Annotated in this window: 30 protein-coding genes and 1 pseudogene; 11 read left to right on the top strand and 20 right to left on the bottom strand. The window is 72.7% G+C overall.

What is annotated here, in order from left to right; translation table 11 throughout:
* The first annotated feature begins 113 nt into the window (after positions 1-113).
* The 7 genes from CCN29_RS24435 (at position 114) to CCN29_RS36180 (ending at position 3529) form a co-directional block, all read left to right on the top strand.
* The gene (locus tag CCN29_RS24435; RefSeq protein WP_086684480.1) at positions 114-848 is read left to right on the top strand and encodes a zinc finger domain-containing protein; all 735 of its coding nucleotides are present in this window, start codon (positions 114-116) and stop codon (positions 846-848) included.
* Entirely contained in the window at positions 845-1405 is a 561-nt protein-coding gene (locus tag CCN29_RS24430; protein ID WP_075986204.1) for a hypothetical protein, read from the top strand. The genes CCN29_RS24435 and CCN29_RS24430 overlap by 4 nt, the downstream gene beginning before the upstream one ends.
* Complete coding sequence (locus CCN29_RS36185) at positions 1402-1554, top strand: hypothetical protein (protein WP_159103023.1); 153 nt, start codon at positions 1402-1404, stop codon at positions 1552-1554. Before CCN29_RS24430 ends, CCN29_RS36185 begins: the two co-directional genes overlap by 4 nt.
* 135 nt (positions 1555-1689) lie before the next feature.
* The gene (locus CCN29_RS24425; protein WP_075986205.1) at positions 1690-2211 is read left to right on the top strand and encodes an HNH endonuclease signature motif containing protein; all 522 of its coding nucleotides are present in this window, start codon (positions 1690-1692) and stop codon (positions 2209-2211) included.
* Positions 2211-2696 (top strand): single-stranded DNA-binding protein, encoded by a 486-nt coding sequence (locus CCN29_RS24420; protein WP_075986206.1) that lies wholly within the window; start codon positions 2211-2213, stop codon positions 2694-2696. The genes CCN29_RS24425 and CCN29_RS24420 overlap by 1 nt, the downstream gene beginning before the upstream one ends.
* An 87-nt stretch (positions 2697-2783) precedes the next feature.
* A complete protein-coding gene (locus CCN29_RS24415; RefSeq protein WP_075986207.1) occupies positions 2784-3383 on the top strand; it encodes a hypothetical protein in 600 nt (199 codons plus the stop codon).
* Complete coding sequence (locus CCN29_RS36180; RefSeq protein WP_159103024.1) at positions 3380-3529, top strand: hypothetical protein; 150 nt, start codon at positions 3380-3382, stop codon at positions 3527-3529. The genes CCN29_RS24415 and CCN29_RS36180 overlap by 4 nt, the downstream gene beginning before the upstream one ends.
* Before the next feature lie 122 nt (positions 3530-3651).
* On the opposite strand, the gene CCN29_RS36175 is transcribed toward CCN29_RS36180, so the two are convergent.
* A complete protein-coding gene (locus CCN29_RS36175) occupies positions 3652-4725 on the bottom strand; it encodes a GntR family transcriptional regulator (RefSeq protein WP_442538472.1) in 1074 nt (357 codons plus the stop codon).
* A 112-nt stretch (positions 4726-4837) separates the two neighbouring features.
* Between CCN29_RS36175 and CCN29_RS24405 the strand changes: the two genes are divergently transcribed.
* Genes CCN29_RS24405 through CCN29_RS24395 form a run of 3 tightly spaced genes read left to right on the top strand, consistent with a single transcriptional unit; the run spans position 4838 to position 6050 of the window.
* Positions 4838-5074: a hypothetical protein gene (locus CCN29_RS24405; protein ID WP_075986238.1), complete on the top strand. Its 237-nt coding sequence runs from the start codon at positions 4838-4840 to the stop codon at positions 5072-5074.
* Complete coding sequence (locus CCN29_RS24400; protein ID WP_442538471.1) at positions 5071-5574, top strand: ATP-binding protein; 504 nt, start codon at positions 5071-5073, stop codon at positions 5572-5574. Before CCN29_RS24405 ends, CCN29_RS24400 begins: the two co-directional genes overlap by 4 nt.
* Entirely contained in the window at positions 5571-6050 is a 480-nt protein-coding gene (locus tag CCN29_RS24395; protein ID WP_236586756.1) for a hypothetical protein, read from the top strand. Before CCN29_RS24400 ends, CCN29_RS24395 begins: the two co-directional genes overlap by 4 nt.
* A gap of 406 nt (positions 6051-6456) precedes the next feature.
* On the opposite strand, the pseudogene CCN29_RS24390 reads toward CCN29_RS24395, so the two are convergent.
* From CCN29_RS24390 to CCN29_RS24325, 14 genes and pseudogenes are all read right to left on the bottom strand, one after another.
* Positions 6457-7446 (bottom strand): annotated as a pseudogene (locus tag CCN29_RS24390) (YifB family Mg chelatase-like AAA ATPase); the annotation flags it as partial.
* 1 nt (position 7447) lies between these two features.
* Positions 7448-7852 (bottom strand): YraN family protein, encoded by a 405-nt coding sequence (locus tag CCN29_RS24385; protein ID WP_086684477.1) that lies wholly within the window; start codon positions 7850-7852, stop codon positions 7448-7450.
* 112 nt (positions 7853-7964) lie between these two features.
* Entirely contained in the window at positions 7965-8273 is a 309-nt protein-coding gene (locus tag CCN29_RS24380; protein ID WP_003993268.1) for a DUF2469 domain-containing protein, read from the bottom strand.
* A gap of 53 nt (positions 8274-8326) precedes the next feature.
* Complete coding sequence (locus CCN29_RS24375) at positions 8327-8854, bottom strand: NUDIX hydrolase (RefSeq protein ID WP_006130440.1); 528 nt, start codon at positions 8852-8854, stop codon at positions 8327-8329.
* On the bottom strand, positions 8844-9671 hold the full coding sequence (lepB, locus tag CCN29_RS24370) for a signal peptidase I (RefSeq protein ID WP_086684474.1): 828 nt from the start codon (positions 9669-9671) through the stop codon (positions 8844-8846). The genes CCN29_RS24375 and lepB (CCN29_RS24370) overlap by 11 nt, the downstream gene beginning before the upstream one ends.
* 56 nt (positions 9672-9727) lie before the next feature.
* Positions 9728-10696: a signal peptidase I gene (gene lepB, locus CCN29_RS24365; RefSeq protein ID WP_037817695.1), complete on the bottom strand. Its 969-nt coding sequence runs from the start codon at positions 10694-10696 to the stop codon at positions 9728-9730.
* Positions 10584-11684, bottom strand: a complete 1101-nt coding sequence (lepB, locus tag CCN29_RS24360) for a signal peptidase I (protein WP_006130443.1) — start codon at positions 11682-11684, stop codon at positions 10584-10586. Before lepB (CCN29_RS24360) ends, lepB (CCN29_RS24365) begins: the two co-directional genes overlap by 113 nt.
* Positions 11677-12420, bottom strand: coding sequence for a signal peptidase I (gene lepB, locus CCN29_RS24355; RefSeq protein ID WP_086684471.1), 744 nt, complete (start codon positions 12418-12420; stop codon positions 11677-11679). The genes lepB (CCN29_RS24360) and lepB (CCN29_RS24355) overlap by 8 nt, the downstream gene beginning before the upstream one ends.
* Positions 12421-12465: 45 nt before the next feature.
* The gene (rplS, locus tag CCN29_RS24350; protein WP_006130445.1) at positions 12466-12816 is read right to left on the bottom strand and encodes a 50S ribosomal protein L19; all 351 of its coding nucleotides are present in this window, start codon (positions 12814-12816) and stop codon (positions 12466-12468) included.
* A 130-nt stretch (positions 12817-12946) separates the two neighbouring features.
* Entirely contained in the window at positions 12947-13780 is an 834-nt protein-coding gene (gene trmD / locus CCN29_RS24345; protein ID WP_031023303.1) for a tRNA (guanosine(37)-N1)-methyltransferase TrmD, read from the bottom strand.
* Complete coding sequence (gene rimM / locus CCN29_RS24340; protein WP_031065309.1) at positions 13780-14358, bottom strand: ribosome maturation factor RimM; 579 nt, start codon at positions 14356-14358, stop codon at positions 13780-13782. Before rimM ends, trmD begins: the two co-directional genes overlap by 1 nt.
* A gap of 106 nt (positions 14359-14464) precedes the next feature.
* The gene (locus CCN29_RS24335) at positions 14465-14704 is read right to left on the bottom strand and encodes an RNA-binding protein (RefSeq protein ID WP_003973401.1); all 240 of its coding nucleotides are present in this window, start codon (positions 14702-14704) and stop codon (positions 14465-14467) included.
* A gap of 2 nt (positions 14705-14706) precedes the next feature.
* The gene (gene rpsP, locus CCN29_RS24330; RefSeq protein WP_006130448.1) at positions 14707-15126 is read right to left on the bottom strand and encodes a 30S ribosomal protein S16; all 420 of its coding nucleotides are present in this window, start codon (positions 15124-15126) and stop codon (positions 14707-14709) included.
* A 283-nt stretch (positions 15127-15409) separates the two neighbouring features.
* Positions 15410-16006 (bottom strand): hypothetical protein, encoded by a 597-nt coding sequence (locus tag CCN29_RS24325; protein WP_006130449.1) that lies wholly within the window; start codon positions 16004-16006, stop codon positions 15410-15412.
* 600 nt (positions 16007-16606) lie between these two features.
* On the opposite strand from CCN29_RS24325, the gene CCN29_RS24320 reads away from it, so the two are divergent.
* A complete protein-coding gene (locus tag CCN29_RS24320) occupies positions 16607-17455 on the top strand; it encodes a methyltransferase domain-containing protein (protein ID WP_031065312.1) in 849 nt (282 codons plus the stop codon).
* A gap of 102 nt (positions 17456-17557) precedes the next feature.
* Here CCN29_RS24320 and ffh read toward each other — a convergent pair whose 3' ends face one another.
* From ffh to CCN29_RS24295, 5 genes are all read right to left on the bottom strand, one after another.
* Complete coding sequence (gene ffh / locus CCN29_RS24315; RefSeq protein ID WP_006130451.1) at positions 17558-19108, bottom strand: signal recognition particle protein; 1551 nt, start codon at positions 19106-19108, stop codon at positions 17558-17560.
* Between the two features lie 321 nt (positions 19109-19429).
* Positions 19430-21856, bottom strand: a complete 2427-nt coding sequence (locus CCN29_RS24310) for a [protein-PII] uridylyltransferase (RefSeq protein ID WP_278191975.1) — start codon at positions 21854-21856, stop codon at positions 19430-19432.
* A 44-nt stretch (positions 21857-21900) separates the two neighbouring features.
* Positions 21901-22239, bottom strand: coding sequence for a P-II family nitrogen regulator (locus CCN29_RS24305; protein WP_006130453.1), 339 nt, complete (start codon positions 22237-22239; stop codon positions 21901-21903).
* Entirely contained in the window at positions 22236-23576 is a 1341-nt protein-coding gene (locus CCN29_RS24300) for an ammonium transporter (protein WP_006130454.1), read from the bottom strand. Before CCN29_RS24300 ends, CCN29_RS24305 begins: the two co-directional genes overlap by 4 nt.
* Positions 23577-23833: 257 nt before the next feature.
* Positions 23834-25040: NsdA family TPR-like regulatory protein (locus tag CCN29_RS24295; RefSeq protein ID WP_107481730.1), on the bottom strand; the 1207-nt coding region annotated here is incomplete at its 5' end.

Raw genomic sequence — 25040 nt, 5'->3', positions numbered from 1 at the left:
GCCTCGCCCGCCGGCTCGAACGTCGTCCCGTTCCCGTCCGCCGCCCGTCCCGGCCGCGCCGCCCAGGCCGCGAGCCTCTACGCCGATCTACTCGCCGAGGAGCAGTGATCCCCATGAACCGCCGCGAGATTGCCGCCCTGCTCGCCTACGTCGACCGCCTCGACCCCGGCCGCGCCCCCCAGGACCACGCCGCCGCCGGCGAACGCCTCGACCAGTGGGCAACCCTGCTCGACCACGTCCCCGCGACCGCCCAGCACCCCGACGGCCCCGAGCGGTCGTGGGACGCCTCGCGGGTGGCCGCCCGGCACATCGCAACCTCGCCGTACCCGATCAAGCCGTCGGACATCGGCGCCCCGTGGGAGACCTACCGCCGCGACGTCGTCGGCCGTCACTGGGACCCGGCCCCGGCCGTCGACCCGGACAACGTCGCCGCCTACCGCGCCGCACTCCGCGGCACCCGGCAGGCCGTCGCCGTCGGAGCGCTCCCCCCGGCCCCTCAGCACGCCCTCGAAGGCCGTCCGAGCCCGCTCCGGGCCGAGCGCGACGCCGCCGCCGCGCGCCGCCTCGCCGAGCTGGGCGACTACGTGCCCAAGACCGTGCGCGACCAGCTCGCCCAGTACCGGCCGCACCGCGCCCAGCGCGAACGCCTCGCCGCCGCCAACCTCCCCGACCCCCTCGACGTCGAGTGCACCTGGTGCGGGGCGACCGTCGGCCAGCCGTGCCGCGCCCGCCGCATCAACCCCGGCAACGACGCCATCGGTTACCGCGCCAAGAAGGCACCGCACCCGTGCCGCGTCGAGGACGCCCAGGCCCACCACGCCCACCGCGAGCAGGAGACCGCAGCATGAGCCCCACCCCGAAGCAGCAGCGCACCCACCGCCGGCGGGCCGTCCCCCGCGACCGCACGAAGAACGTCACTCAGTGGCGCGTCGAGGCATCGTGGGACCACCGCCCCGACGACCCGGTCGTCGTCCGCACGTCGGACCGCAAGCGGGCCCGGAAGGTGTTCCGCGACCTGGTCGCCAAGGGCGCATACGTGATCTTCCAGGAACACGCCGGGTGGGACAGGTGGCGCACCGTCGAGGAGGTGAACGGCGCCGCCCTGCTCGCCGAGGCCGAGGCCGAGCAGGCCCTCGCCGTCGCCGGGCACCCGCGGACCCCGGACGACTACCGGCCCGGCGACGACGACCGCCACCGGTCGTGGCTCGCATGGATGGAGGCCCGCGCCGAGGCCGCGCGCCGCGCCGCCGAGGCCGCCGAGCGCGACCGCGCCGCCGCCGAGGAGCGCCGCCGGCGCCTCGCCGTCGAGGCCACCCGCGACGCCCGCGCCCTCATGTCGCCGCCGGCGATCGTCCGGCCCGAGAACCGGCAGCGGGCCCGGCACATCACCGGGGCGCAGCGGTGAACCCGCCGCCCGCCGCCCTCGCCGTCGTCCGGGCCGTCGTCGAGGACGCTCAGCGCGAGCAGGACCAGGCCGAGGACGTCGTCGCCCGCATCGTGGCCGAGTTGCGCGACCACGGGTGGACGATCGCCCCCCTCGACCAGGCCGCGTAACCCCGCAGGACAGGGGGGCGCACGCCCCACGACAGGGCGCCCCCCTACCTGCTAACTTTCTATCTCGGTAGAAATCTTTCTGTCTCGACAGCACATCCAGTAGGCCGCCGCACATCCCCCGGAGGTACGTCCCCGATGGCACGCAGCACCCCGGCCGAACGGTTCGCCGCCAAGACGACCCCCGGGCCCATCCCCACCGGCCCCAACACCCCCGACACCCCGTGCCTGTTGTGGCCCGAGACGTCCCTCGACCGCGACGGATACGGCCGATTTTGGGTCGACGGCCGAGTCGTCCCCGCCCACCGATGGGCGTTCGAGCAGAAGCGCGGGCCCATACCGGCCGGCCTCGAACTCGACCACCTGTGCGCCGTCCGCCGATGCGTCGCCGACGACCACCTCGACGCCGTCGACCACCGAACCAACGTGCTCCGCTCGACCGGCCCCTCGGCCGTCAACGCCCGCCGCACGAAGTGCAAGCACGGGCACGACCTCACCGACCCGGCCAACGTCCACGTGAGCTACCCCCCGTCGCACCCCAACGGGATGCGCAAGTGCCGCGCGTGCGCCCGCACCCGGGCCCGCCGCACCCGCGAGCCCCAGCTCGCCCACGTCGCCACCATCACCACCCACCACACCCCGGAGAGGACCGCCGCGTAATGGCTGGAGAGACCCCGATCACCCTGATCGGAAACGTCGTTGCCGACCCCGAGTTGCGATTCACCCCGTCCGGCGCCGCCGTGACGAACTTCCGCGTCGCCTCGACGCCCCGCACGTTCGACCGCCAGTCCAACGAGTGGAAGGACGGCGACACCCTGTTCCTCGGCGTGTCCGTATGGCGCCAGCAGGCCGAGCACGTCGCCCAGTCCATCCACCGCGGCGACCGCGTGATCGTCGTCGGCCGACTGAAGCAACGCCAGTACGAGGACAGCGAGGGCAACAAGCGGTCGTCGTACGAGGTCGAGGCCGAAGAGGTCGCCCCGTCCCTGCGCAACGCGACCGCCGACGTCACCAAGGCCACCGGCCAGCAGCGCCCCCAGGGATACGGCCAGCAGGCCCACCAGCAGCCCCAGGGAGCCCCCCACGGCGACCCGTGGGCCCAGCAGGCACCGCAGCGCCCCTACAGCGACGAACCCCCCTTCTAGGCCCCTCGCCGCGACCGGACGCAGGCCCGCCATGCGCGGGCGTGCGCGCGTATACCGCCCACCACTGACAACAGGAGCGACCCCACCATGACCCGCATTCCCGACGCCGTCGCCGTCGCCTCACTCGACACGCACCGCCTGATCGTCGCCGTCCCGAACGACGGCCCGGCCGAGGTCGCGTGCAACCTCCCGCGCCCGGCCGCCTCGAACATCCTGCGCCAGCTCGCCGACGCCCTCGCCGGACCGGCCGGCCGATGCGACACCGCCGTCGCCACCGGCCACCCGTGCCCCGTGCACGACGCCCCCACCGTCGACGACCAGGCCCTCGCCGAGGCCGACCCGCTCACCGCCGACGACGTGCGCGCCGCCCTCGACTTCAACGCCGACGACCGCGACCCCGTCCTCGCCACGCTCCGCGACGTCCTGCTCGACACCACCGCGCCGCGGAACCCCGAGCAGGCCCTCGCCGCCGCCCGAATCCTGCTCACCGCGCACGCCCGACAGGTCGCCGCCCTGGTCGAGGCGCACTACCGCGACACCCGGACCCGGTTCGGACTCAACCGGTCGTCCCGCGGCCTGCTCACCGGCTACGAGGGCGCCCGGAAGATCGTCACCGCCTACGCCGACGGCCTCGCCGACGAGCAGGCCCTCGCCGAGGCCGCCGAGCGCGAGCAGGCCAAGCCGTGACCCACGCCGAGGCCGTCGCGGCGAACCTCGCCGTCGCCGTCGTCCTGCTCGCCGTCGGGGCCCGCCTGATCGTGTGGGCCCTGTCCGGCGAGCCCGGCCGCGTCCACCACAACGAGCACCAGGACCAGGAGCAGCCGCCCGCATGACCCGCCGCCCGTACAACCGCCCCCCGGAGGGACGCCACCGCGACCGCGCCGACCGGCGGGCCGTCGTCGACGTCCTGCTCGCCCGCGCGCACCGGGGCGTCCTCAGCCGCGCCGAGGTCGCCCTACTCGCCGAGCACGTACGCGAAGAACAACGCGTCGCCGACGAGAACCGCCGCGCCATGGCCGGCACGACACAGGCCCTCGACCGCGTCCGCGCCCAGCTCGCCGCAGCAGAGGCCGCGATCGTCGAGGCCGAGCGCGACCGCGACCAGGCCGAGGAGCGCGCCAAGGAGGCCGACCGCCGCGCCGCCGTGCAGCGCGCCGCCGTCGACCGCGTCCTCGACCTGGTCGGCCGCCTCGACGCCGTACCGGCAACCGCCGTATGGGCCGCCGTCGACGCCGACCCCGTCGAACACCGGCAGGCCGTCGACCTCGCCCGCGACTGGAAGACCCGACAGGGCGCCGCCCTCGCCGCCGTCGAGCGCGTGCGCGTCCTCGCCCAACGGATGCGCGCCGGCTCGCCCGTTGCTCTGGTCGTAGTAGGTGCGCTCGACGAACAGGACCGGCGCCCCGTGATTGACGCCCAGCGCCGACGCCTCGGCCCGCGTCGCACTGCGCGCCCGCACCCGCTCGACCGCCTCGCCGACGTCAATCCCGATCACCCGCATACGCGCCGCCACGCCCACGCCCGCATACGGGCCCGCCTCGGGAAGCACGATCAGCGACGACCCCGTGATCGCCGTCGGCTCCCACGACGTGGCGAGCTGCACCGGCGCACCGTCGGCCAGGTACACGTAATCCGTCCGCATCACCGGGTCGCCCTCGCGGATCTCCAACCGCGCCGCGACCGCAGCATCGGCAACGGCCGTCGTCGTTTCGTGCCGCCACGACCCGACCGCGCCCTGTTCCGCGGCACCCTGCGCAAACGGCGAATCCTCCGCCCGCGGCCTCGACCGACGCACCAACACGTCCGGCGACTCCGGACCGCGCACGTAGTGCCCGGCACCGTGCCGCGAGATCACGAGACCATCCTCGACCAGGACGGCATACGCCCGCGCGCCCACCGAGGGCGACACCCCGTGGGCCCGGCCCAGCTCAGCAACCGAGGGCAGCCGATCACCGGGCGTGAACTCCCCGCCAACGATCCGCCCGCGTAGTTCCTCGGCAATCACGAGGTACGGCGCCGGGTCCACCACGTGGGACCTCCAAAGAGGGAGTTTCGACAGTGACGCACCTGACAGACTACGGACTGCCCGCGTACTCTTCGAGATGAGTTCGGCTCTCCTCACAGAGTCCGGAGGACCCGTCATGCCTGCCCGTTTACCCCTCGCCGATCTGCGCTCCGCCATGGAGCAGGCGAGCCGCGCCTCGGCCACCGTGAGCGACCACGGCGCCCACGTGCGCGTTTCGGTACCGGCGCCGGCGGACGCCGACGCATACGAGGCCCTGCTCGCCGTCGTCGAGCAGGCCGCAGCGTGGGGCAGCAGCGACGCCACGGGCGAACCGCACGTGTGGGCGTCAGTGCTTCGGGACGGCGAGTCGTGAGCCGCGTCAACTTCCCGCCGCCCGCCGTGCGGGCCGGGCAGACGCACGAAGGGACATTCCGCATGGTGCACATGCCGCCGAACGACGTTCGGCTGTGCTGCGACCCCCCGGCCGGACCCCCGGCACAAGCCATCTTCCCCACGGGCCCGGAGGCGCCCGGCCAGGCACGCGCGTACGTGCGCGAGGTGTTGGGCCAGGACGACCCACCCGTCGACGACGACCGCCTCGACGACGTCCTACTCGTCGTCTCCGAACTGGTGACCAACGCGGTCCGATACGGCACGGAACCGGGCGACGCCGTCGCCGTCGCCATCCTCACGACCGCCGACCGCGTGCGCGTCGAGGTGCGCGACCCCGTCCGCCGACGCCCCCGCATGCGCAACGAATCGGGGGAGCGCGCCCGCGGTCGCGGACTGCACATCGTCGACGCCCTCGCCGCCCGATGGGACGTCGACGACCGGCCGTTCGGAAAGTCCGTATGGGTGGAGGTAGACCGATGACCGGCCCTCTCGCGTTCCGGGCAGTGCCCGGCCCTGGTTTCGCCGCCGGCTGCACTGTGTCGACGTGGCTACACCGCGGCGCCCTCGACGTACCGGTCGCACACGTCCTGATCGGCCACGCGCCCCCGCGGCGCCCCGGAGAGACCGCCGAGACCGTCGAGACCGGCCTACTGGGCATGGTCGACGCCATGCGCCTACAGCCGGCCGCCGACCGCGTGCCGAGCATCGGCGACCGCCTGGTCGTGCGCGGGCCGTATGTCGCCCTCGACTACGGACACCCGCGGTTCTTCCTGCGCCTACCGGCCCCCGGCGTCGAGTGGTGCCGGCACGTCGCGGCCGGCGGGCCCGTATGCCTGACGATCGGCCTCGACCCCGTGCCGCCCGGAGCGGGCCCCGACGCCGTCGAGGCGTACCTCACCCGCGTCGTCGCCACCGGCCGCGCCTACATGGGCGCAACGTCCATTCGCAACCGATGATCCCCGGAGGGCCGAGCCATGGCCGCACGCCGTTGCCCGTTCTGCCTCGGGACCCTGCGCCCCGGGCAGAGAACCGAACGGGTCGCCGTGCCGACGAACAGTGGGCCGGACATGATCACCCGGGCGCACACCGACCCATGCCCGGAAGCCGCGGAGGACGACGCGTCGTCCTGGTCGCCGCCGGCCGTCGACGTCCCCGTGTCGAGCCATCCGTGACGCACGCGCGCCCCCGCGTGCGTCCTCGCCCCCGCTCCGGGCAGCAGCGCCGACGGCGCCCGTAGCGGGAAGGGCCCGCCGTCGCCGTCTCCCCCGTGCGGCACGGCGAGGCCGAACGGCCCCGGTACCTACCGCGAGGTACCGGGGCCGTTCCGTGCCCGCGCCCCTGGTGGGGCGCACCTGTTTTACACGTGCTGTCCAGGAACAACACGCCTCGGTGGGACAGGGAGACCGCTCCCGGCCGGGCCGTCCCCGGGCCGCCGCCCACGAGGGCCTGCATGGTGGCCGAGTGGTGCGGAGCGCAGTAGGGCGCGGTGTCGATCAGCGGACGGCCGGGCGGCAGCAGGCCCGCCACCGAGTGCACGGCCGTCACTTCCAGGGATGCCTGGCGGTCCAGCGGCGGCAGGATGGACGGCAGCCGTTCCGCGAGCATCGTCTTGCCCGCGCCGGGCGGACCTTCGAGGAACAGGTGGTGTCCGCCCGCCGCGGCCACCTCGACCGCCGTGCGTGCCGCGTGCTGGCCGACGACGTCGGCGAGGTCGTGGCCCTGGTCGCAGCGGCCGGGGCCGCCGCTCATGCCGGTGCTGACTCCCCCGCCGAGGTCGCGCAGCCCCGCCATCAGGGGATCGGGCCGCTCCTGGTCCTCCGGTTCCTCGTCGGGCACCGGTTCGTCGGTGAGGACCGCGACGAGCTGGCGCAGGCTGCGCACGCCGAGCACGGACACGCCGGGTACGAGGGCGGCCTCGGCGGCGGCGCTTTCGGGCACCACCACCTGCTCGAAGCCGGCGTCGGCCGCGGCCAGCACGGCCGGCAGGATGCCGCGTACGGGGCGCACGCGGCCGTCCAGCCCCAGCTCGCCGATCATGACGATGTCGGACAGGACCCGGGGGTCGATCCGCTCGGCGGCGCCGAGCACACTGCATGCGACGGCGAGATCGAAACCGCTGCCGGCTTTGGGCACCGATGCCGGGCTCAGTCCCACCGTGAGTTTCTTCTGCGGCCACTCGCCGCCGGAGTTGACCACGGCGGCCCTGACCCGGTCCCGGCTCTCCGTCAGGCTCTTGTCCGGCAGCCCCACCAGGGTGAACGCGGCGACTCCCGGCTCCAGGTCGGCCTGCACCTCGACGACCACGCCCTCGACGCCGACGAGGGTCACCGAGCACGTTCGGGCGAATCCCATGTCAGGCCACCCCCCTGACGTGCTCGACGACGGGCGCGCCGCGCTGCGGCAGCAGCACGCCGACCAGGTCGATGCGGACGCCGCCGGGCGGTGCTCCCCCGTGTTCCTGGAGCCAGCGTTCCGCCAGCCGGCGCAGCCGGCCCGCCTTGGCCGGGGTGATCGCCGCCATCGGGTGCTGGAAGGTCCCGGCGCGGCGGGTCTTCACCTCGCAGACGACGAGGGTGTCGCCGTCCCGCGCCACGATGTCGATCTCGCCGGTCCTGCCGGCGCGCCAGTTGCGCGCGAGCACCGTCATCCCGGACTGGGTGAGCCGCCGCGCGGCCAGTGTCTCCCCGTATCTGCCGAGGGCGCCGCGGGTCTGCCCGCCGCCGCCGTGTACTGCCTGTGTGTCCTGCCGTGCGTCCATGTCGGCACCACCTCCGGCGCCAACCGTCACGCATGCACGGGGAACCTCGCCGGGTCACGTGCACAACCCGGTGGCTGTGGACAACTCGGCCACTCACACGGGTGAGGTGAGCTCAGCCGCTCGGCAGCTCCAGATCGCTCTTGTTGAGCTCCTCGATGTTCACGTCCTTGAACGTGAGTACCCGTACCTGCTTCACGAAGCGGGCCGGCCGGTACATGTCCCAGACCCAGGCGTCCGCCATCGACACCTCGAAGAACACCTCACCCTGGACCGAGTGGACCTGCATCTCGTAGTCGTTGGTGAGGTAGAAGCGCCGCTCGGTCTCGATCACGTATTTGAACAGCCCGACGACATCGCGGTACTCCCGGTAGAGCTTCAGCTCCATCTCGGTCTCGTACTTCTCGAGGTCCTCGGCGCTCATGGCATGTTCCCCTTTAGCCGTGCGATCCCACCATTGTGCGCCAGTCCCGGGAGTCACCGGACGATTTCGGTGTCCAGGGTCACGGGCGCGGCCGGGGGGCCTTCGTCGAGCAGTGTCCGCAGCAGCCCGGCGAGCTTGGTCGGATACACCGTCTCACGGGCGTGGAGCAGTTCCTCGCAGGTCCACCAGCGAGCTCCGGCGACGCTGCGCCGTTCCAGCTCGGTCAGGGCCGTCGCCGCCGTGGCCGTCTGCGTCGTACGGGCCAGGTAGTACCACTCGTCCTGGTCCCACTGGCGGCCCGCGAACGGGAAGGAGCAGCGGCGCCGCCACAGCACGGGGCCGAGGTCGGCGTCGGTGATGCCGGTTTCCTCGGCGAGTTCCCTGAGGGCGGCCTGTTCACGGGTCTCGTCGCCCTCGACGCCGCCGCCGGGCGTGAACCACCAGTCGGTGCCGGGGTCGTCCGGTTCGTGGCCGTGGAGCAGCAGGATGCGGTCGCGCGGGTCGAGCAGCACCACCCGGGCGACCCTGCGCAGCCCGCCTTCGTAGGTGTCGGGCGCCGCGGGGACGGGCTCAGCGGCCACCGGAGCTCCCCTGCCCACCGGAGCTCCCCGTGCCACCGGTGCTTCCGGGGCCCCCGGTGTTCCCCGCAGCGCTCCGGGCCCGTGAGGCGGCCGCGCGCTTGGCCAGCGGCCCGTAGGCGGCTCCGGCCAGCACCAGTACCGCGCCGCCGGCCACCGCCGCGAGCACGCCGGACAGCGGTCCCGGGGTGGAGAGGGGGCCGAGGGCCTGGAAGCCGGCGGGCTTGGGAAGCATGCCGTCCATCGGCCAGACGACGGCGTCCACGCGGCCCTGGACGGCGTCGCGGGAGACGGTGCCGCTGGCCGCGTCGGTCAGGTGGGCGGTGGAGTCGACCGATCCGGAGCGCTCGTCGCCGAGCAGGAACAGGCGGCCCTTGGGCACGGTCACCTCGGGGAAGACGGCGGAGCGTGCCATCGGGTCGTCGGGGAGATACGGTTCGTCGATCTCCTTGCCGTTGACCGTGAGCTTGCCGTCCTCGCAGCAGGAGACGGTGTCGCCGCCGACGGCGACGACCCGCTTCACCATGGGGGCGTTCGACCAGGTCGCGTCCCGGAAGACGACGACGTCGCCGCGGCGGACGTCGCCGCCGTCGACGCGCTCCGCGAGCACCCGCTCGCCGGCGTCGATGGTCGGGGCCATGGAGGTGGTCGGCACGGTGTAGGGCCGGTAGAGCAGCGCTCCCCAGACGAATCCGCCGAGGAACAGCACCAGCCCGAGCCCGACGGCCACGTTGGACAGCACCTGACCGGTCCGGCCGGTCCGTGCCGTGCCGGGACCGCCGCTGCCCGGGACCGTACGCGTCGTGCTCTGACCACTCATGGGCGGCACCCTACCCGGCGGTACCCGGGCGGGTCAGCCCTCCGCGCGCCCCGCTGTCAGGAGCGGCGGCGGCGCCACAGCACGAACGGCACCGCGCCGGCCAGCGCGACGGCGGGCGGGGCGGCCGTCAGGGCGGCCGCGTTCTGCGTCTGCGTGTTCAGGCCGGGCTGGTCGAAGGTGTCCGGGACGGGCAGGTTGGTCCAGCGGTTGACCGGCCAGGCGATGACGACGGCGCGGCCGACGACCTTGTCGACGGGGACGAAGCCCTGGTTCTTGTCGGCCGTGTTGTAGCGGGAGTCGCGGGAGTTCTGCCGGTGGTCGCCCATGACCCAGATGTGGCCCTCGGGGACCTTCACCTTGAACTGGCCGCCCTGGTCGTCCTGGCTGCACGGGGTGTTGCCCGGGTAGACGTACGGCTCGTTGAGCGCCTTGCCGTTGACCTTCAGCGGGCCGGTGCCCTTGCACTCGATCGTGTCGCCGCCGACGCCGATGACCCGCTTGATCAGGTCCTTCTCCTCCGCGGACGGCATCAGGCCGATCCAGCTGAGGACCTTCTGGAGGGCGTTGGGGTCGGGCGTGGGCTCGCCGGCCAGCCAGTTGTCGGGGTCGTGGAAGACGACGACCTCGCCGCGCTCGGGCTCGGAGCCGAACCACGGGGTCAGCTTGTCGACCAGGACCCGGTCACCCTGCTGGAGGGTGTTCTGCATGGAGTCGGAGGGGATCGAGAACGCCTGGACGAGGAACGTCTTGATCAGCAGCGCCAGGACGAGCGCGATGCCGATGAGGATCGGCAGCTCCTTCCAGAAGGAGCGCTGCTGCTTCTTCGGCCGGTCCTTGTCCGTACCGTCCGGCTCCTGGCCTCCGGTGCGCGTCCCGTCCTCGTTCACTCCGCCGTCCTCGACCGCACGCTCGTCACTCCCGGAGAACGCGGCGTGGCCCGCGCCCGGGGCGTCCGGCCCCGCGGAGCCTCCGCGGGGCTCCTCGCCACCCTGACCGGACCGTGCGCCTACCGCCACATCCCCCACGCCGACTCCTCACTCTCTGCCGCCGCCCGCGCCATGCCCGGCGCAGGCCCACCACTCCCATAACGAGCGGGAGTTCCGCAGGGCTCGGGAGCTGGACCATCTCTTCGGGTTGACCGGGATCGTCCGGGGCAACCCTATGCGACGACGGGGCGCCGGCGATCGACCCCGGCGCCGAGTCGGACACGGAGGCGTACGTCGTGGGTTCGTCGAGCGTGTTCCAGTGGCCGAGCGGCCAGGCGATGACCATGGCGCGGCCCACCACCTCGTCCTCGGAGACGGTGCCGCCGTAGTCGGTGTCCTGGTGGGAGCGGGAGTCCGCGGAGTTCGCGCGGTGGTCGCCCATGACCCACAGGCGGCCCTCGGGCACGGTGACATCGAAGGGCGTCAGCGAGGGGGCGTTGCCGGGGAAGAGGTAGTCCTCGTTCAGGGGGACGCCGTTGACGGTGACGCGGCCCTGGGCGTCGCAGCACTGGACGCGGTCGCCGCCGACGCCCACGACCCGCTTGATCAGGTCCTTCTCGTTCTCCGACGGCAGCAGGCCGATGAAGGTGAGGCCCTCCTTGATCTGCTTGATGCCGACCGGGTCCTCCTTCTTCACCGTGGTCCGCTCGTCCTGGAGCCAGCCGCCGGGGTCCTTGAACACGACGACGTCCCCGCGCTGCGGCTTGGAGCCGAACCAGGGGGTGAGTTTGTCGACGAGGACGCGGTCGCCGATCTGGATCGTCTGCTCCATGGAGCCGGACGGGATGACGAACGCCTGCACGAGGAACGTCTTGAGCACCAGGGCGATCAGGACGGCGACGCCGATGAGGAGGGGGATCTCCTTGACGGCGCTGCGCCTGCGGCGGCGTTTGACCTTGCGCTGGAGTTTGCGCCGTTCGGCGCGGGTGCGGCCGGACGAGGGGGAGATGGCCCGGCGGGCCCCGGTGGGCAGCAGGTTCTCGGCGGCGCTCGCCGGCACGCCGCGGGGCTTGCCACGGTTACCCATGACCGCCTCCCGCCGGGGCGGCCGCGTGCCCGGACGTCTCCTGGGCCGGCACTCGCGTGTACGCGTCCGTGGGGTCCAGGCGGCCGGCGCGGCCGAACGGCCACACGACGCCTTCCGCGCGTCCGACGACCTTGCCGACGGGCACCATGCCGCCGCCGGGGGATCCGAGTCGGTCGCGTGAGTCGCTGGAGTCGGCGCGGTGGTCGCCGAGGACGAACAGCCGCCCTTCGGGCACGATCACGTCGAAGGGCACCGTGGAGGGGCTGTCGCCGGGGAACAGGAAGCCCGACTCGTCGACCGACCGGCCGTTCACCCGGATCCTCCCCTCCCCGTCACAGCAGACGACATGGTCCCCGCCCACCCCCACAACCCGTTTGATGTAGTCGGCGTCACCGAAATACCCGGTGCCGTCGAACACAATCACGTCGCCGCGGGCCGGCCCGTCGCCGAAGGCGTATGCCAACTTGTTTACGAGAACGCGGTCCCCGACCCTCAAACCCTTCTCCATGGATCCGCTCGGGATCTCGAAGGGCCGCGCCACGAACAGGTTGACCGCCAGCAGGAACAGCAGGCAGAGCAGCAGGGTCGCCGTGACCCGCCCGCCCGGCAGCCGGTCCATGATGCGCGACACCAACGCGGAACGCGACCGCCCCTCCGGACCCGGCGTGCCCGAGGGGTGCTCGGGGTGCGGGGGGAGGGAGCGGTCGCGCTCCGTCGGCTGTGCTTCGGTGTCCATCGGGGCCAGATGCTATCCGGCCGCGATATGACGCCGGTAAAGCGCTCAGTTCTCGCGCTTCTCCTTGATCTTCGCCGCCTTGCCGCGGAGCTCACGGAGGTAGTACAGCTTGGCGCGGCGCACGTCACCCTTGGTGACGAGTTCGATCTTCTCCACGATCGGGGTGTGCACCGGGAAGGTGCGCTCGACGCCGACGGAGAAGGAGACCTTGCGGACCGTGAAGGTCTCGCGGACGCCGGAACCCTGGCGGCGGATCACCACGCCCTTGAACTGCTGCACACGGGAGCGGTTGCCCTCGATGACGCGCACGTGGACGTTGACGGTGTCGCCGGGACGGAAGTCCGGGACGTCGCTGCGGAGCGACGCGGTGTCGACGGAGTCGAGCAGGTGAGACATGTCGTCTGCTTTCTTCGCTGATGCCGCAGGTCATCAACGGCACTAGGGATCGGATCGGGCTGTGCGGTGCGGGGCGGGCGTCGTGTCCCCCTGCGGCAGGGGCGCTCGCCGGACGGCGCACAACAGCGGCCTATTCTTCCACGCCGTCGGTCCTGCGCCAAAATCGGCCGTACGGCTCCCCCGCGGGGTCCGGTTCCCAGCCGAGGATGGACAGCATCTCGCGGTCCTTCTTGTCGAACGCCTTGGGATCACAGCGCTCGATGAGGTCGGGGCGGTGCAGGGTGGTCCGCCGCAGCGCCTCGTCGCGCCGCCAGCGGGCGATCTTCCCGTGGTGGCCGCTGAGCAGCACGTCCGGGATGTCCCGGCCGCGCCAGGCGGGCGGCTTGGTGTAGACGGGGCCCTCCAGCAGGTTCGCCATGGCGCCGGGGGCGAAGGAGTCGTCGCGGTGCGACTCGGCGTTGCCGAGGACGCCCGGGAGGAGCCGCGCCACCGCCTCGGTTACGACGAGGACGGCGGCCTCGCCGCCGGCCAGGACGTAGTCGCCGATGGACACCTCGTACACCGGCATGCGGGTGGCGTACTCGTCGACGACGCGGCGGTCGATGCCCTCGTAGCGGGCCGGGGTGAAGATCAGCCAGGGCCGTTCGGAGAGCTGGACGGCGAGTTCCTGGGTGAAGGGGCGGCCGCTCGGGGTGGGGACGATCAGGGCGGGCTCGTGCGAGCCGTGCTCGTACCCGTCGGCGAGGACCGAGTCCAGCGCGTCCCCCCACGGCTCGGTCTTCATGACCATGCCGGGGCCGCCGCCGTACGGGGTGTCGTCGACGGTGTTGTGCCGGTCGTAGGTCCAGTCACGCAGGTCGTGGACGTGCACGTCGAGCTGTCCGCGGGTGCGCGCCTTGCCGACCAGGGAGACGTTCAGCGGGTCGAGGTACTCGGGGAAGATGGTGACGACGTCGAGCCGCATCAGGCGTCGTCCCCGGTCTCGGCGGCGTCCCCGGTCCCGTCGGCGTCGCGGGACGAGGCGACCTCGGCGCGGTCGTCGATCAGACCGGGCGGCGGGTCGATGACCGCGCGCTGCTCCTCGAGGTCGATCTCGGTGACGATCTCCTCGACGAACGGCACGAACACCTCGGTGCCGTCCGGGCGTTCGACGACGAAGAGGTCCTGGGTGGGCAGGTGGGAGATCTCGGTGATGCGGCCGACCGGCTCGCCGTCCTCGGTGACGACGTCGAGGTCGATCAGCTGGTGGTCGTAGTACTCGTCCTCGCCTTCGGGGAGTTCCTCGGGGTCGACGTCGGCGATCAGGAGAGTGTTGCGCAGTGCCTCGGCGCCGGTGCGGTCGTGGACGCCCTCGAAGCGCAGCAGCAGGCGGCCGCTGTGCACCCGGCCGGTGGCGATGGTGAGCGGCCCGGCGGAGGCCGGGTCGGTGGCCAGCACGGCGCCGGGGCCGAGCCTCAGCTCGGGCTCGTCGGTGCGGACCTCGACGGTGACCTCGCCCTTGATGCCGTGGGCGCGGCCGATGCGCGCGACTACCAGCTGCACGGTGTTCGTTCTCCTGTCGTGTGCCTGCGGCATCACTGATGTACGACTGCGGGCCGGGGACGGCCCTGTGGCCCTCCCCGGCCCGAGCCGGTGCTGCTTAACGGCGTCAGCGGACGTGGTCCACGTCGACGAGGTCGACACGGACACCGCGGCCGCCGATGGCGCCCACGACGGTGCGCAGAGCGCGTGCGGTGCGGCCGTTGCGGCCGATCACCTTGCCGAGGTCGTCCGGGTGGACCCGGACCTCGAGCACACGCCCGCGGCGCAGGTTGCGCGAGGCGACCTGCACATCGTCAGGGTTGTCGACGATGCCCTTCACGAGGTGCTCGAGAGCCTCCTCGAGCATGCTCAGGCCTCGGTCGACGCGGACTCAGCGGTGGCCTCGTCCTTCTTCTCAGCCTTCTTCTTCTGGGTGATCGCCTCACCCTTGCCCTCGTCGTCGCCGCCGATCGCCTCGAAGGACGGGCGGGCGGGCTTCTCGGGCTGCTGCAGCAGAGGCGCCGGGGCGGGCTCGCCCTTGAACTTCTGCCAGTCGCCGGTCTTCTTCAGGATGGCGAGCACGGGCTCGGTCGGCTGGGCGCCGACGGAGAGCCAGTACGCCACGCGATCGGCGTCGACCTCGATCACCGACGGGTTGTACGTCGGGTGGTACTTGCCGATCTCCTCGATGGCCCGGCCGTCACGGCGGGTACGGGAGTCGGCGACGACGATGCGGTAGTGAGGCGAACGGATCTTGCCCAGACGCTTCAGCTTGATCTTGACTGCCACGGGAGTGGGTTCTCCTGGATTTGACGTGGTTGGGCACGGCGGGAAGGCCGCGTGGGGTTGCGGTACCCGAGTGCCCGATGGACGCGTCAGCCGGAGGAGAGAGGGGTCCTGTGCGGCTGTCGAGTACAGCTGACCATTGTGCCACACCCCGGGGGGCCGGACGGCCGCGGGGTGAGGGCACGGAGGCACGACGAAGCGGCACCCGGCGCATGGTGCTGTTCGCGTCGGGTGCGCCCGGTTGTCCGCGGGGCTGGGGCCCCGGCACCCACGAGGTGCCGGGGCCTCAGCTCGCCGCGACGACGTCCGGGATCCGGAACGGCTTTCCGCAGCCGCCGCAGACGATCGGCGCCTGCGCCAGCACGGACGGGACGACGCGCACGTTGCGGCCGCAGTCGCAGACCGCCTTCACGCGCACGCCGCCGCCGGACGAGCCGTGCCGCGCGGCCGGCCCGCGGAAGCTCCGGGCGGTGTCGCCCGCGGTCGCCGCCGTGTGGGCCTTGAGGGCACGCTGGAGACGCTCCGTCGTCGGGCGGTAGCGGCGCTTCGCCTCGGGGGTGAGCGTGACCAGCGAGAAGCCGCTGCTCGGGTGCGGCTCCTCGGGGTGGTCCAGGCCCAGCTCCTCGGCGATGGCCAGGAACCTGCGGTTGTGGTACCGCCCGGCTCGGGACGTGTCGCGCACGCCGCGCGCGGCGGCGATGCCGTGGACTGCCTCGTGCAGCAGTCGCTCGAAGGAGAGTTCGTGCCCGCACGCGGACGACGACTCCCCGATCAGGGACTCGGGCGCGGCAAGATCGGGCAGTTCGGGGTGGTACCGCTGAATGTCGGCCCACGCCTGTGCCAGCTCTGCGGCGAGAACAGGTGGTGTCTGTGTCGTGCTCACGTAATGACAACGAGCCTGGGGGCCTCTGTGTTCCGATTCCGGGGCATCCCAAATAATTTGCACGTACCCGTCAGTTGCCGCTGATGCATCCTGACGACCACGGGTGCGCTGATCTGCGGAGGAGCCTCGCAGCTCACCGCAAGGTGGTGCGTAGGCTGACGTACGCCCCCGCGTGCGCCTGGTCTCCATGCGCCGGTGCGCGTGCGTCTCCCGGAGGCGCAAGAGCCCTTTCGGCCGCCCTCGCGACGGGAGGCGGCGCCCGGTTCACCCGGAACGCCGTGACGGCCGAACCTACCGGGTCCGTCCCCGGCACCGCGCACCGCCCCTCACTCCGCCTCTCGTTCCGGCCCTTCCGCGCCCCGCCGCCGTTGGCCGGAACCGTCCCGTGGACGTCCGGGCCGTGGCGGGCCGGGCGGCCCCCGATTACCGGAATGTGAATTCTTGCCACTGGCACGAGCAAGTACCAAACGGCCGTCCCCTTCCACTGGACGACACGTCGAGGGCGGAGTTACCTGGCATACGGGGGGTGTGCGGGCGCACTGCACGGGGGCCAGGAAACGGGGCACTGCGGCAACTCTCGGCTGATTGGGGCGCTTACCTATGACACCTACGCTCGTGCGGCAGCACCCGTCACGCACGGGGGCGGCCCCGCGCGTGGACCTGCGGGCACGCGCGCGTGACTGGTCCGAGATCCAGGAGCGGATGCTCGTACCGCTCTACGAGGCGGTGTACGAGCGACTCGACGTGGGCCCGGCGACCCGGCTGCTGGGTCTCGGCTGCGGCTCGGGGCTGGCCCTGCTGATGGCGGCCTCCCGCGGCGCGGCGGTCACCGGCGTGGACACCTCGTCCGCCCGGCTGGCCCTCGCACGTGAGCGGCTGCTGCCGGACGAGCGGGACGCCCGCTCACAGCAGGACACCCGGATCGTGCAGGGCTCCCCCGCCGGGGCGGCCCGCACCGGCGGCTACACCGTGGTGACCGCCTTCGAACCGATCGGGTGCCTCGCCGGCGACGCGGAGGGACTCGGACAACTGCTCGCCGAGGCGCTGCCGCTGGCCGGGCGGGGTGCGGCCGTGGTGCTGGCCGGCTGGGGCCCGCCGGAGCGCTGCACGACCTCGACGGTGCTGCGGGTGGCCGCCAAGCTGGCGGAACCGCTGCGGGGCGCGGACGCCTGGCGGCCCACCGAGCGCGACGACCTGGAGGGCGTCGCCGAGCGCGCGGGACTGCGGCCGGACGGCTCCGGACGGGTGGCCTGCCCGTTCGGCTACGCGGACGCGGACAGCGCCGTACGGGGACTGAAGTCGACGGGTCTGTTCGACCCGGCGATCACCGCCACCGACCAGGTGCAGGTGGACAAGGAGCTGACCGAGGCCCTCCATCCGTACCAGCGGGCGGACGGCACCGTGTGGATGCCGAACGTGTTCCGGTACCTCGTCGCGCGCGTGCCCTGACGCGCACGGCACGAGCGAGAACGCCGCAGGGGCGCCTTCCTCGGTGGAGGAAGCGCCCCTGCGGCGTGTGCACGGGCCTCGGCCCGCGTGCGTACCCGAGTCTCAGCCCATGAACTTCTTGAACTCGTCGGGCAGCTCGAAGTCCTTGCCGCCCTGCTGCGGCAGACCGAAGGCGCTGCCGCCCTCGGCCGCGGCGGCGCGGCGCGCGGCCTCCTCCTGCTCCTGCTGCTTGCGCTTCATCGGGTTGCCGGAGCGCTGCTTGCCCTTGGCCTGCTTCTGCTTCTTCTTCGTACGGCCCGGGCCGCCACCCATGCCCGGCATCCCGGGCATTCCCGGCATGCCGCCGCCCTGCGCCATGCGGGACATCATCTTCCGCGCCTCGAAGAACCGCTCGACCAGGTTCTTCACCGCGCTTACCTCGACGCCGGAGCCCTTGGCGATACGGGCGCGGCGCGAGCCGTTGATGATCGTCGGCTCCTGGCGCTCGGCCGGGGTCATCGACTTGATGATCGCGGCGGTGCGGTCGACGTCCCGCTCGTCCAGGTTGTTGATCTGGTCCTTGATCTGGCCCATGCCCGGGAGCATGCCGAGCAGCTTGGAGATGGAGCCCATCTTGCGGACCTGCTCCATCTGGGCGAGGAAGTCGTCCAGGGTGAAGTCCTGGCCCTTCTTCGACGCCAGCTTGGAGGCCATCCGCTCGGCCTCTTCCTGGCTGAACGTCTTCTCCGCCTGCTCGATCAGGGTGAGCAGGTCACCCATGTCGAGGATGCGGGAGGCCATCCGGTCCGGGTGGAAGGCGTCGAAGTCGTCGAGCTTCTCACCGTTGGACGCGAACATGATCGGCTTGCCGGTGACCTGCCGGATCGACAGGGCGGCACCGCCGCGTGCGTCACCGTCGAGCTTGGACAGCACCACGCCGTCGAAGCCGACGCCGTCGCGGAAGGCCTCGGCGGTGTTGACGGCGTCCTGGCCGATCATGGCGTCGACGACGAACAGGATCTCGTCCGGACCGACCGCGTCCCGGATGTCCGCGGCCTGCTGCATCATCTCCTGGTCGATGCCCAGGCGGCCGGCGGTGTCCACGATCACGATGTCGTGGACCTTGGCACGGGCGTGGTCGATGGAGTCCTTGGCGACCTTCACCGGGTCGCCGACGCCGTTGCCCGGCTCGGGCGCGTAGACGGCGACGCCCGCGCGCTCGGCGACGACGCTGAGCTGGTTGACGGCGTTGGGGCGCTGGAGGTCGGCGGCGACCAGCAGCGGGGAGTGGCCCTGGTCCTTGAGCCACTTGCCGAGCTTGCCCGCGAGGGTGGTCTTACCGGCACCCTGCAGACCCGCGAGCATGATCACGGTCGGGGGCTGCTTGGCGAAGCGGAGGCGGCGGGTCTCACCGCCCAGGATCTGGACCAGCTCGTCGTTGACGATCTTGAGGACCTGTTGGGCGGGGTTCAGAGCCTTGGAGACCTCGGCGCCGAGCGCGCGCTCCTTGACGTTCTTGATGAACGAGCGGACGACCGGCAGGGCCACGTCCGCTTCGAGGAGCGCGATGCGGATCTCGCGCGCGGTGGCGTCGATGTCCGCCTCGGAGAGCCGTCCCTTGCCGCGCAGGTTCTTGAAAGTCGCTGAGAGGCGATCGGAAAGAGTATCGAACACGGCGGCGTCGGTCCTCGGGGTCGGGGGCGATTCTGAGCTGCCCTCCAGGGTATCCCGGCGACACGGGTTGCCGGGATCCCCGGTACGGCCGCTCCTCCGGAACGGTGACGCCCCTTGGGGGCACGGGAGGCGGCGCCACCGAAGGAACGCGGAAGGGGCAACCCCCCAGGGGCGCGGGAAGCGGCGCCGCCCCGCGGACGCGGAACGGGCAACACCCCCAGGGGCGCGGGGAACTGCGCGACCAGCCCCGACGGCGCCGCGGACGGGCAGACGGGCCCCGGCCCGACGAGCTGACGCGTCCGGCCCCGACGGGGGAGGCGTCTAACCCCGCAACGCCTCCTCCAGCTTCCGCGCCACAGCCACCGCCTCCTCACCCGGCAGCGGCACCCCCCGCTCCTGCGTCACATAGAACGCGTCCACCGCGTTCGCCCCCAGCGTGCTCACGTGCGCGCTCCGCACCCGGATCCCCGCGTCCTCCAGCGCCCGCCCGATGCGGAACAGCAGCCCGGGCGCGTCCTGCGCGCGGACCTCGATCACCGTGGCGTGCCGGGACGCGGCCGGGGCGACCGTCACCCGCGGGGGCGGGGCGATGACCCCGCGGCGCCTCGGGTACGCGGCGTCCCGTTCGGCGAGGCGGCCGGAGATGTCGAGGCTGCCGTCCAGGGCGCGGACCAGGTCGGCGCGGAGCCGGGCGGCCTGCGGCAGCGAGCCGTACTCGGCGGCGACCCGCCAGTCCAGCAGCAGCACGGAGCCGTCGACGCCGTCGGGGAGGTCCAGGGAGCGCAGTTCGGCGGTGCGTACGGTCAGCCGGTGCACGGCGAGCACGCCGGCCACGGCGGGCAGCACGCCCTCCTGGTCGGGGACGGCGATCAGCAGCTCCACGCCGAGCGGTTCCGGGTCGTCGGAGGGTTCCGCGGGCGGCTCGGTCTGCGCCCGCAGGGACAGCACGGGGGCGCCGGTGGCGACGGCCTCCAGGGCGAGCCGCTCGTGCTGTGCGGTGGGCGCGGCCTCCTCGGGGTCGGGCGGAGCCTGGCCGGCCAGCACGGCGGAGACCCGCTTGACCAGGTCGGCGACGAGGGAGGCGCGCCAGGAGGACCAGGCCGCCGGTCCGGTGGCGAGGGCGTCCGCCTCGGTGAGGGCGTGCAGCAGCTCCAGCGTGCCCGGGGAACCGACGGCCTCCGCGACGGAGCGGACGGTGGCGGGGTCGTCGAGGTCGCGCCGGGTGGCGGTCTCCACGAGCAGCAGGTGGTGGCGTACGAGGGTGGCGATCACGGTGACGTCGTCGGCGTCGAAGCCGATGCGGGCCGCGACGTCCCGGGCGATGACCTCGCCTGCCACCGAGTGGTCGCCGGGCCAGCCCTTGCCGATGTCGTGCAGCAGGGCGGCGACGAGCAGCAGGTCGGGGCGGCTGACGCGGCGGGTGAACGCGGAGGCGCGCACGGCGGTCTCGATGAGGTGCCGGTCGACGGTCCACAGGTGGACGGCGTTGCGCTGGGGGCGGCAGCGGACCCGGTCCCAGTCGGGGAGCAGCAGGCTGATCAGGCCCTCGGCCTCCAGCGCCTCCCAGACGTCGACGGTGGGCCGGCCGGAGCCGAGGAGGGTCACGAGCTGTTCGCGTGCCTCGGCGGGCCAGGGGGTGGGCAGGGGGCGCGCCCCGGTGGCCATGCGCCGTGCGGCGTGCAGGGAGAGCGGGAGTCCGGCCTGGGCGGCGGCGGCCGCGGCGCGGAGCGCAAGCACGGGGTCGCGGTCGGGGCGCGCGGCGCGGGCGAGCACCACCTCGCCGTCGTGTTCGACGACGCCTTCGGCCAGCGGGGAGCGTTCGGGCGCCGGTTTCCCTCCGCCCCACATGGCGCGCAGCCGGGGCCGCACGGCGCGGGAGCGCAGGACGCGGCCGACCTCGCGCCAGGTGACGTCGCCGGCGTAGGCGATGACCCGGGCGGACTCGTAGACCTGGCGGAGCAGGGCGTCGGCGTCGAGCAGGCCGAGTTCGGCGGCGACCTGGTCCTGTTCCTGGAGGGCGAGCCGGTCGGTGGCGCGTCCGGTGGTCAGGTGGAGGGCGTCGCGGACGTCGAGGAGGCGGCGGCGGGCCTCGGCGAGTCCTTCGCGGGGGGCGTCGGCGAGCCAGGAGGCGGCCACCGCGCGCAGGGCGGTGGCGTCGCGCAGGCCGCCGCGGGCCTCCTTGAGGTCGGGTTCCAGGAGGTACTGGAGTTCGCCGTGGCGTGCGGCGCGTTCCTCGCACAGCTCCCGCAGGGCGGGCAGCCGCTTGGGGGCCTGGTTGCGCCAGTCGGCGAGGACGGTGGTGCGCAGGGCGGTGGTGAGGCCGAGGTCGCCGGCGATGTGCCGGGCGTCGAGCAGGCCGAGCTGCACCTTGAGGTCCTCGCCGGCGGTCTTGCGGGCCTCCGCGGGGGTGCGGACGGAGTGGTCGAGGGCGAGGCCGAGGTCCCAGACCGGGTACCAGAGGCGGTCGGCGAGCCCGGAGACGGTCTCGGGGGAGCTGCCGTCGTGGAGCAGCAGCAGGTCGAGGTCGCTGCGCGGGGAGAGTTCCGCGCGTCCGTAGCCGCCGACGGCGACGAGGGCGATACCGCGGGCTCCGGGGGCGCCGGCCGTGAAGAGGTCCGCGAGCCATGCGTCGGTGAGCGTGGCGAGGGCGGAACGGCGCGGCGGCCCGGACCGCGCCTTCTCGTTGAGAAGGCGCAGCCGGGCCGCCGCGTAGCCGCCGGGGCGCGAGTCCTCTGCCTGACCGTCCATGTCCGTCCTCGTCACCCGGCGACTCCTGTTCCGTGGGTCCGCTGTCAGAGCGCGTCCGGGCCGCGCTCGCCGGTCCGGACCCGCACGGCCGTCTCGACGGGGATGGTCCACACCTTGCCGTCGCCGATCTTGCCGGTGCGGGCGGCCTTGACCACGACGTCGACGAGCTGTTCGGCGTCGTCGTCCTCGACCAGGACCTCGATGCGGACCTTGGGCACCAGGTCGACGGTGTACTCGGCGCCGCGGTAGACCTCGGTGTGGCCGCGCTGGCGGCCGTAGCCGCTGGCCTCGGTGACGGTCAGACCGTGCACGCCGAAGGCCTGGAGGGCCTCCTTGATCTCGTCGAGCCGGTGCGGCTTCACGACGGCGGTGATGAGTTTCATGCGTCCACCTTCTTGCTCTCGGCCGGGGCGATCGGGGCGTTGGCCTGCGTACGGGCCGCGCCGCCGCCGGCGCCGCTGAAGTCGTATGCGGTCTCGGCGTGCTCGGCCTGGTCGATGCCGGCCACCTCCTCGTCCTCGGAGACTCGCATACCGATGGTCTTGTGGATCAGGAGGGCCAGGACCGCGGAGGCGACCAGGGAGTAGGCGAGGACGCCGAAGACACCGGCGCACTGCTTCCAGAACTGGTCGAGGCCGCCGCCGTAGAAGAGGCCCGCGACGTCGGACTGGCCCTTGCCGGTGGCGAAGAAGCCGATGAGCAGGGAGCCGAGGATGCCGCCGACGAGGTGGACGCCGACGACGTCGAGGGAGTCGTCGTAGCCGAACTTGTACTTGAGGCCGACGGCCATGGCGCACAGGACACCGGCGACGACGCCGATCGCGATGGCGCCGAGCGGGGAGACCGCGCCGCCGGCGGGGGTGATGGCGACGAGACCGGAGACCGCGCCGGAGGCGGCGCCGAGGGTGGTGAACGCGCCGTGGCGGATTTTCTCGTAGGCGAGCCAGCCGAGGACGGCGGCGCCGGTGGCGACCTGGGTGTTGACGAACATCAGCGCGCCGACGCCGTCGTCGTTGCCGAGCCAGGAGCCGGCGTTGAAGCCGAACCAGCCGAACCACAGGAGCCCCGCGCCGAGCATGACCAGGGGGAGGCTGTGCGGGCGCATCGGGTCCTTCTTGAAGCCGATGCGCTTGCCGATGACCAGGATCACGCCGAGGGCGGCCGCACCGGCGTTGATGTGGACCGCCGTGCCGCCGGCGAAGTCGATGACGCCCAGCTCGAAGGCCCAGCCGCCGGCGCCCCACACCCAGTGCGCGACGGGGAAGTAGACGACGGTGGCCCACAGCGCGATGAAGAGGGCCCACGCGGTGAACTTCACGCGGTCCGCGAGGGCGCCGCTGATCAGGGCCGGCGTGAGGACGGCGAACATCAGCTGGAAGACCAGGAAGACGAAGACCGGGATGGTGTAGCCGTCCCAGAGTTCCGTCAGGCCGATGTCGCTGAGCCCCACCCAGTCGGAGTTCCAGCCGACGAGGCTGCCCTTGTCGTCGCCGAACGCGACGGAGAATCCGTAGAGCACCCACAGGACGGTGACGATGCCCAGGCTGATGAAGCTCATCATCAGCATGTTCAGGGTGCTCTTGACGCGGACCATGCCTCCGTAGAAGAAGGCAAGGCCGGGCGTCATGAGCATCACCAGGGCGGTACAGATGAGCATGAACCCTGTGTTGGCGGCGGACAGCGTGGGCGCGTCTGCTGCCAGGGTGATGGCTGGTGCCATCGGCGTCTCCTCGTCGTTGGTACGGCCCCGTGCGGGCGAAGCCTTGAGCGGATTGAGGGGTGGGCCGGCTGTGCGCCATGAGATTGGCGCAGCGCCGTTTCGGTGGAAGCCCCTCGTTGTTTCGCCGCCGTGACGAAGGCACCCGGCGTGTTACGGGTCGGTGAACCGCCGGATCCGGGGCGCGACGATCGTTATGGTGGCGCAATCTTCGGTGGACGGCGGTGAGCCCCGGCCGGGGTCCAGGGGTTCTCGGTGGGTCAGACCGCTTGGGCGGTCTCGGGCAGCTCGACCGCGAGCCGCTCGGTGAGTTCGACGACCTCGGCGAGCTCGCCGAAGTCGCGTACGGCGGTGTCGACGGTTTTTCGGATACGAGTGTTGACGCGCTCGGAACGGACCTTCTTGGCCGCCTTGATGGCCTCGGTGGCGAGAAGCGTGCTCTGCTCGGGCTCGCGCTGGAGCAGATGGACCGTGGCCATGCCGATCAGGTTGAGGGCGTAGGAGCGCTGGTGCTCGCCGCCCTCCCGGCCGAACAGCTCCACGGCGCGCTGCATCAGCGGCTCGGCGAGCGAGGCGTAGGTGGGGCTGCGGCCGGCGACGTAGGCGAGGTCGCGGAAGGAGTGGCTGTTCTCCGCGTACAGCTCGGCCTCGGAGAAGAAGCGGATCCAGTCGGGGTCCGGCTCGTCCCACTCGTGGGCCTCGGCGAAGGTGTCCTCGGCCATGCGGACGGCGCGCTTGCAGCGGCCGGGCTGGCCCATGTTGGCGTAGGCGCGGGCCTCCATCGCATACAGCATGGACTGGACGCGGGGGCTCGCGCAGTCCCGGCTGCCGTACTGGGCGAGGTGGATGAGCTCCAGGGCGTCCTCGGGCCGGCCGAGGTGGATCATCTGGCGGCTCATGTTGGAGAGCACGTAGGAGCCGAGCGGCCGGTCGCCGGCCTCCTTGGCGGCGTGCAGGGCGAGCACGAAGTACTTCTGCGCGGTGGGCTGGAGCCCCACGTCGTACGACATCCAGCCCGCCAGCTCGGCGAGTTCGGCGGCGACCTTGAACAGCCGCTTGGTGGTGGCCTCGGGCTGCGGCTCCTGGAGGAGGTCGGTGACCTCGTGGAGCTGCCCGACGACGGCCTTGCGGCGCAGCCCGCCGCCGCACTGGGCGTCCCACTGCCGGAACATCACGGTGGTGGTCTCCAGCAGGTCCAGCTCCGGCTTGGAGAGCCGGCCGCGGGCGCGCGCCGAGGAGGGGGCGACGTCCGGCTCGGGCCTGGACAGCGGGGAGGACGGGGAGGGGACGAGCCAGCGCTGCATGGGCTCGATGAGGGACGGGCCCGCGGAGAGGGCCAGCGAGCTCCCGAGGAAGCCGCGCCGCGCCAGCATGAGGTCGCTGCGCGAGAACTCGCTGAGCAGGGCCACGGTCTGCGGGCCCGTCCAGGGAAGGTCGACGCCGGTGGCGGAGGGGGCGGGGCGGGTG

The sequence above is a fragment of the Streptomyces pseudogriseolus genome (genome assembly GCA_002154585.1).
Lineage (GTDB): Bacteria > Actinomycetota > Actinomycetes > Streptomycetales > Streptomycetaceae > Streptomyces > Streptomyces pseudogriseolus.
This window is presented reverse-complemented; position numbering and strand designations above follow the sequence as displayed.

Bases quoted from the DNA above. Each gene is read 5' to 3' on its own strand.
- trmD (WP_031023303.1), bottom strand. From the start codon at position 13,780: ATGCGGCTCGACGTCGTCACCATCTTCCCCGAGTACCTCGACCCGCTG.
- lepB (WP_086684474.1), bottom strand. From the start codon at position 9,671: ATGAGTGGTCAGAGCACGACGCGTACGGTCCCGGGCAGCGGCGGTCCC.
- CCN29_RS24405 (WP_075986238.1), top strand. From the start codon at position 4,838: ATGCCTGCCCGTTTACCCCTCGCCGATCTGCGCTCCGCCATGGAGCAG.
- rplS (WP_006130445.1), bottom strand. From the start codon at position 12,816: ATGTCTCACCTGCTCGACTCCGTCGACACCGCGTCGCTCCGCAGCGAC.
- CCN29_RS24305 (WP_006130453.1), bottom strand. From the start codon at position 22,239: ATGAAACTCATCACCGCCGTCGTGAAGCCGCACCGGCTCGACGAGATC.
- CCN29_RS24415 (WP_075986207.1), top strand. From the start codon at position 2,784: ATGACCCGCATTCCCGACGCCGTCGCCGTCGCCTCACTCGACACGCAC.
- CCN29_RS24380 (WP_003993268.1), bottom strand. From the start codon at position 8,273: ATGAGCGCCGAGGACCTCGAGAAGTACGAGACCGAGATGGAGCTGAAG.
- lepB (WP_086684471.1), bottom strand. From the start codon at position 12,420: ATGGACACCGAAGCACAGCCGACGGAGCGCGACCGCTCCCTCCCCCCG.
- CCN29_RS24310 (WP_278191975.1), bottom strand. From the start codon at position 21,856: ATGGACGGTCAGGCAGAGGACTCGCGCCCCGGCGGCTACGCGGCGGCC.
- CCN29_RS24385 (WP_086684477.1), bottom strand. From the start codon at position 7,852: ATGGACGCACGGCAGGACACACAGGCAGTACACGGCGGCGGCGGGCAG.
- CCN29_RS24300 (WP_006130454.1), bottom strand. From the start codon at position 23,576: ATGGCACCAGCCATCACCCTGGCAGCAGACGCGCCCACGCTGTCCGCC.
- lepB (WP_006130443.1), bottom strand. From the start codon at position 11,684: ATGGGTAACCGTGGCAAGCCCCGCGGCGTGCCGGCGAGCGCCGCCGAG.
- CCN29_RS24320 (WP_031065312.1), top strand. From the start codon at position 16,607: ATGACACCTACGCTCGTGCGGCAGCACCCGTCACGCACGGGGGCGGCC.
- CCN29_RS24430 (WP_075986204.1), top strand. From the start codon at position 845: ATGAGCCCCACCCCGAAGCAGCAGCGCACCCACCGCCGGCGGGCCGTC.
- CCN29_RS24335 (WP_003973401.1), bottom strand. From the start codon at position 14,704: ATGCTCGAGGAGGCTCTCGAGCACCTCGTGAAGGGCATCGTCGACAAC.
- CCN29_RS24395 (WP_236586756.1), top strand. From the start codon at position 5,571: ATGACCGGCCCTCTCGCGTTCCGGGCAGTGCCCGGCCCTGGTTTCGCC.
- CCN29_RS24435 (WP_086684480.1), top strand. From the start codon at position 114: ATGAACCGCCGCGAGATTGCCGCCCTGCTCGCCTACGTCGACCGCCTC.
- CCN29_RS24420 (WP_075986206.1), top strand. From the start codon at position 2,211: ATGGCTGGAGAGACCCCGATCACCCTGATCGGAAACGTCGTTGCCGAC.
- CCN29_RS24425 (WP_075986205.1), top strand. From the start codon at position 1,690: ATGGCACGCAGCACCCCGGCCGAACGGTTCGCCGCCAAGACGACCCCC.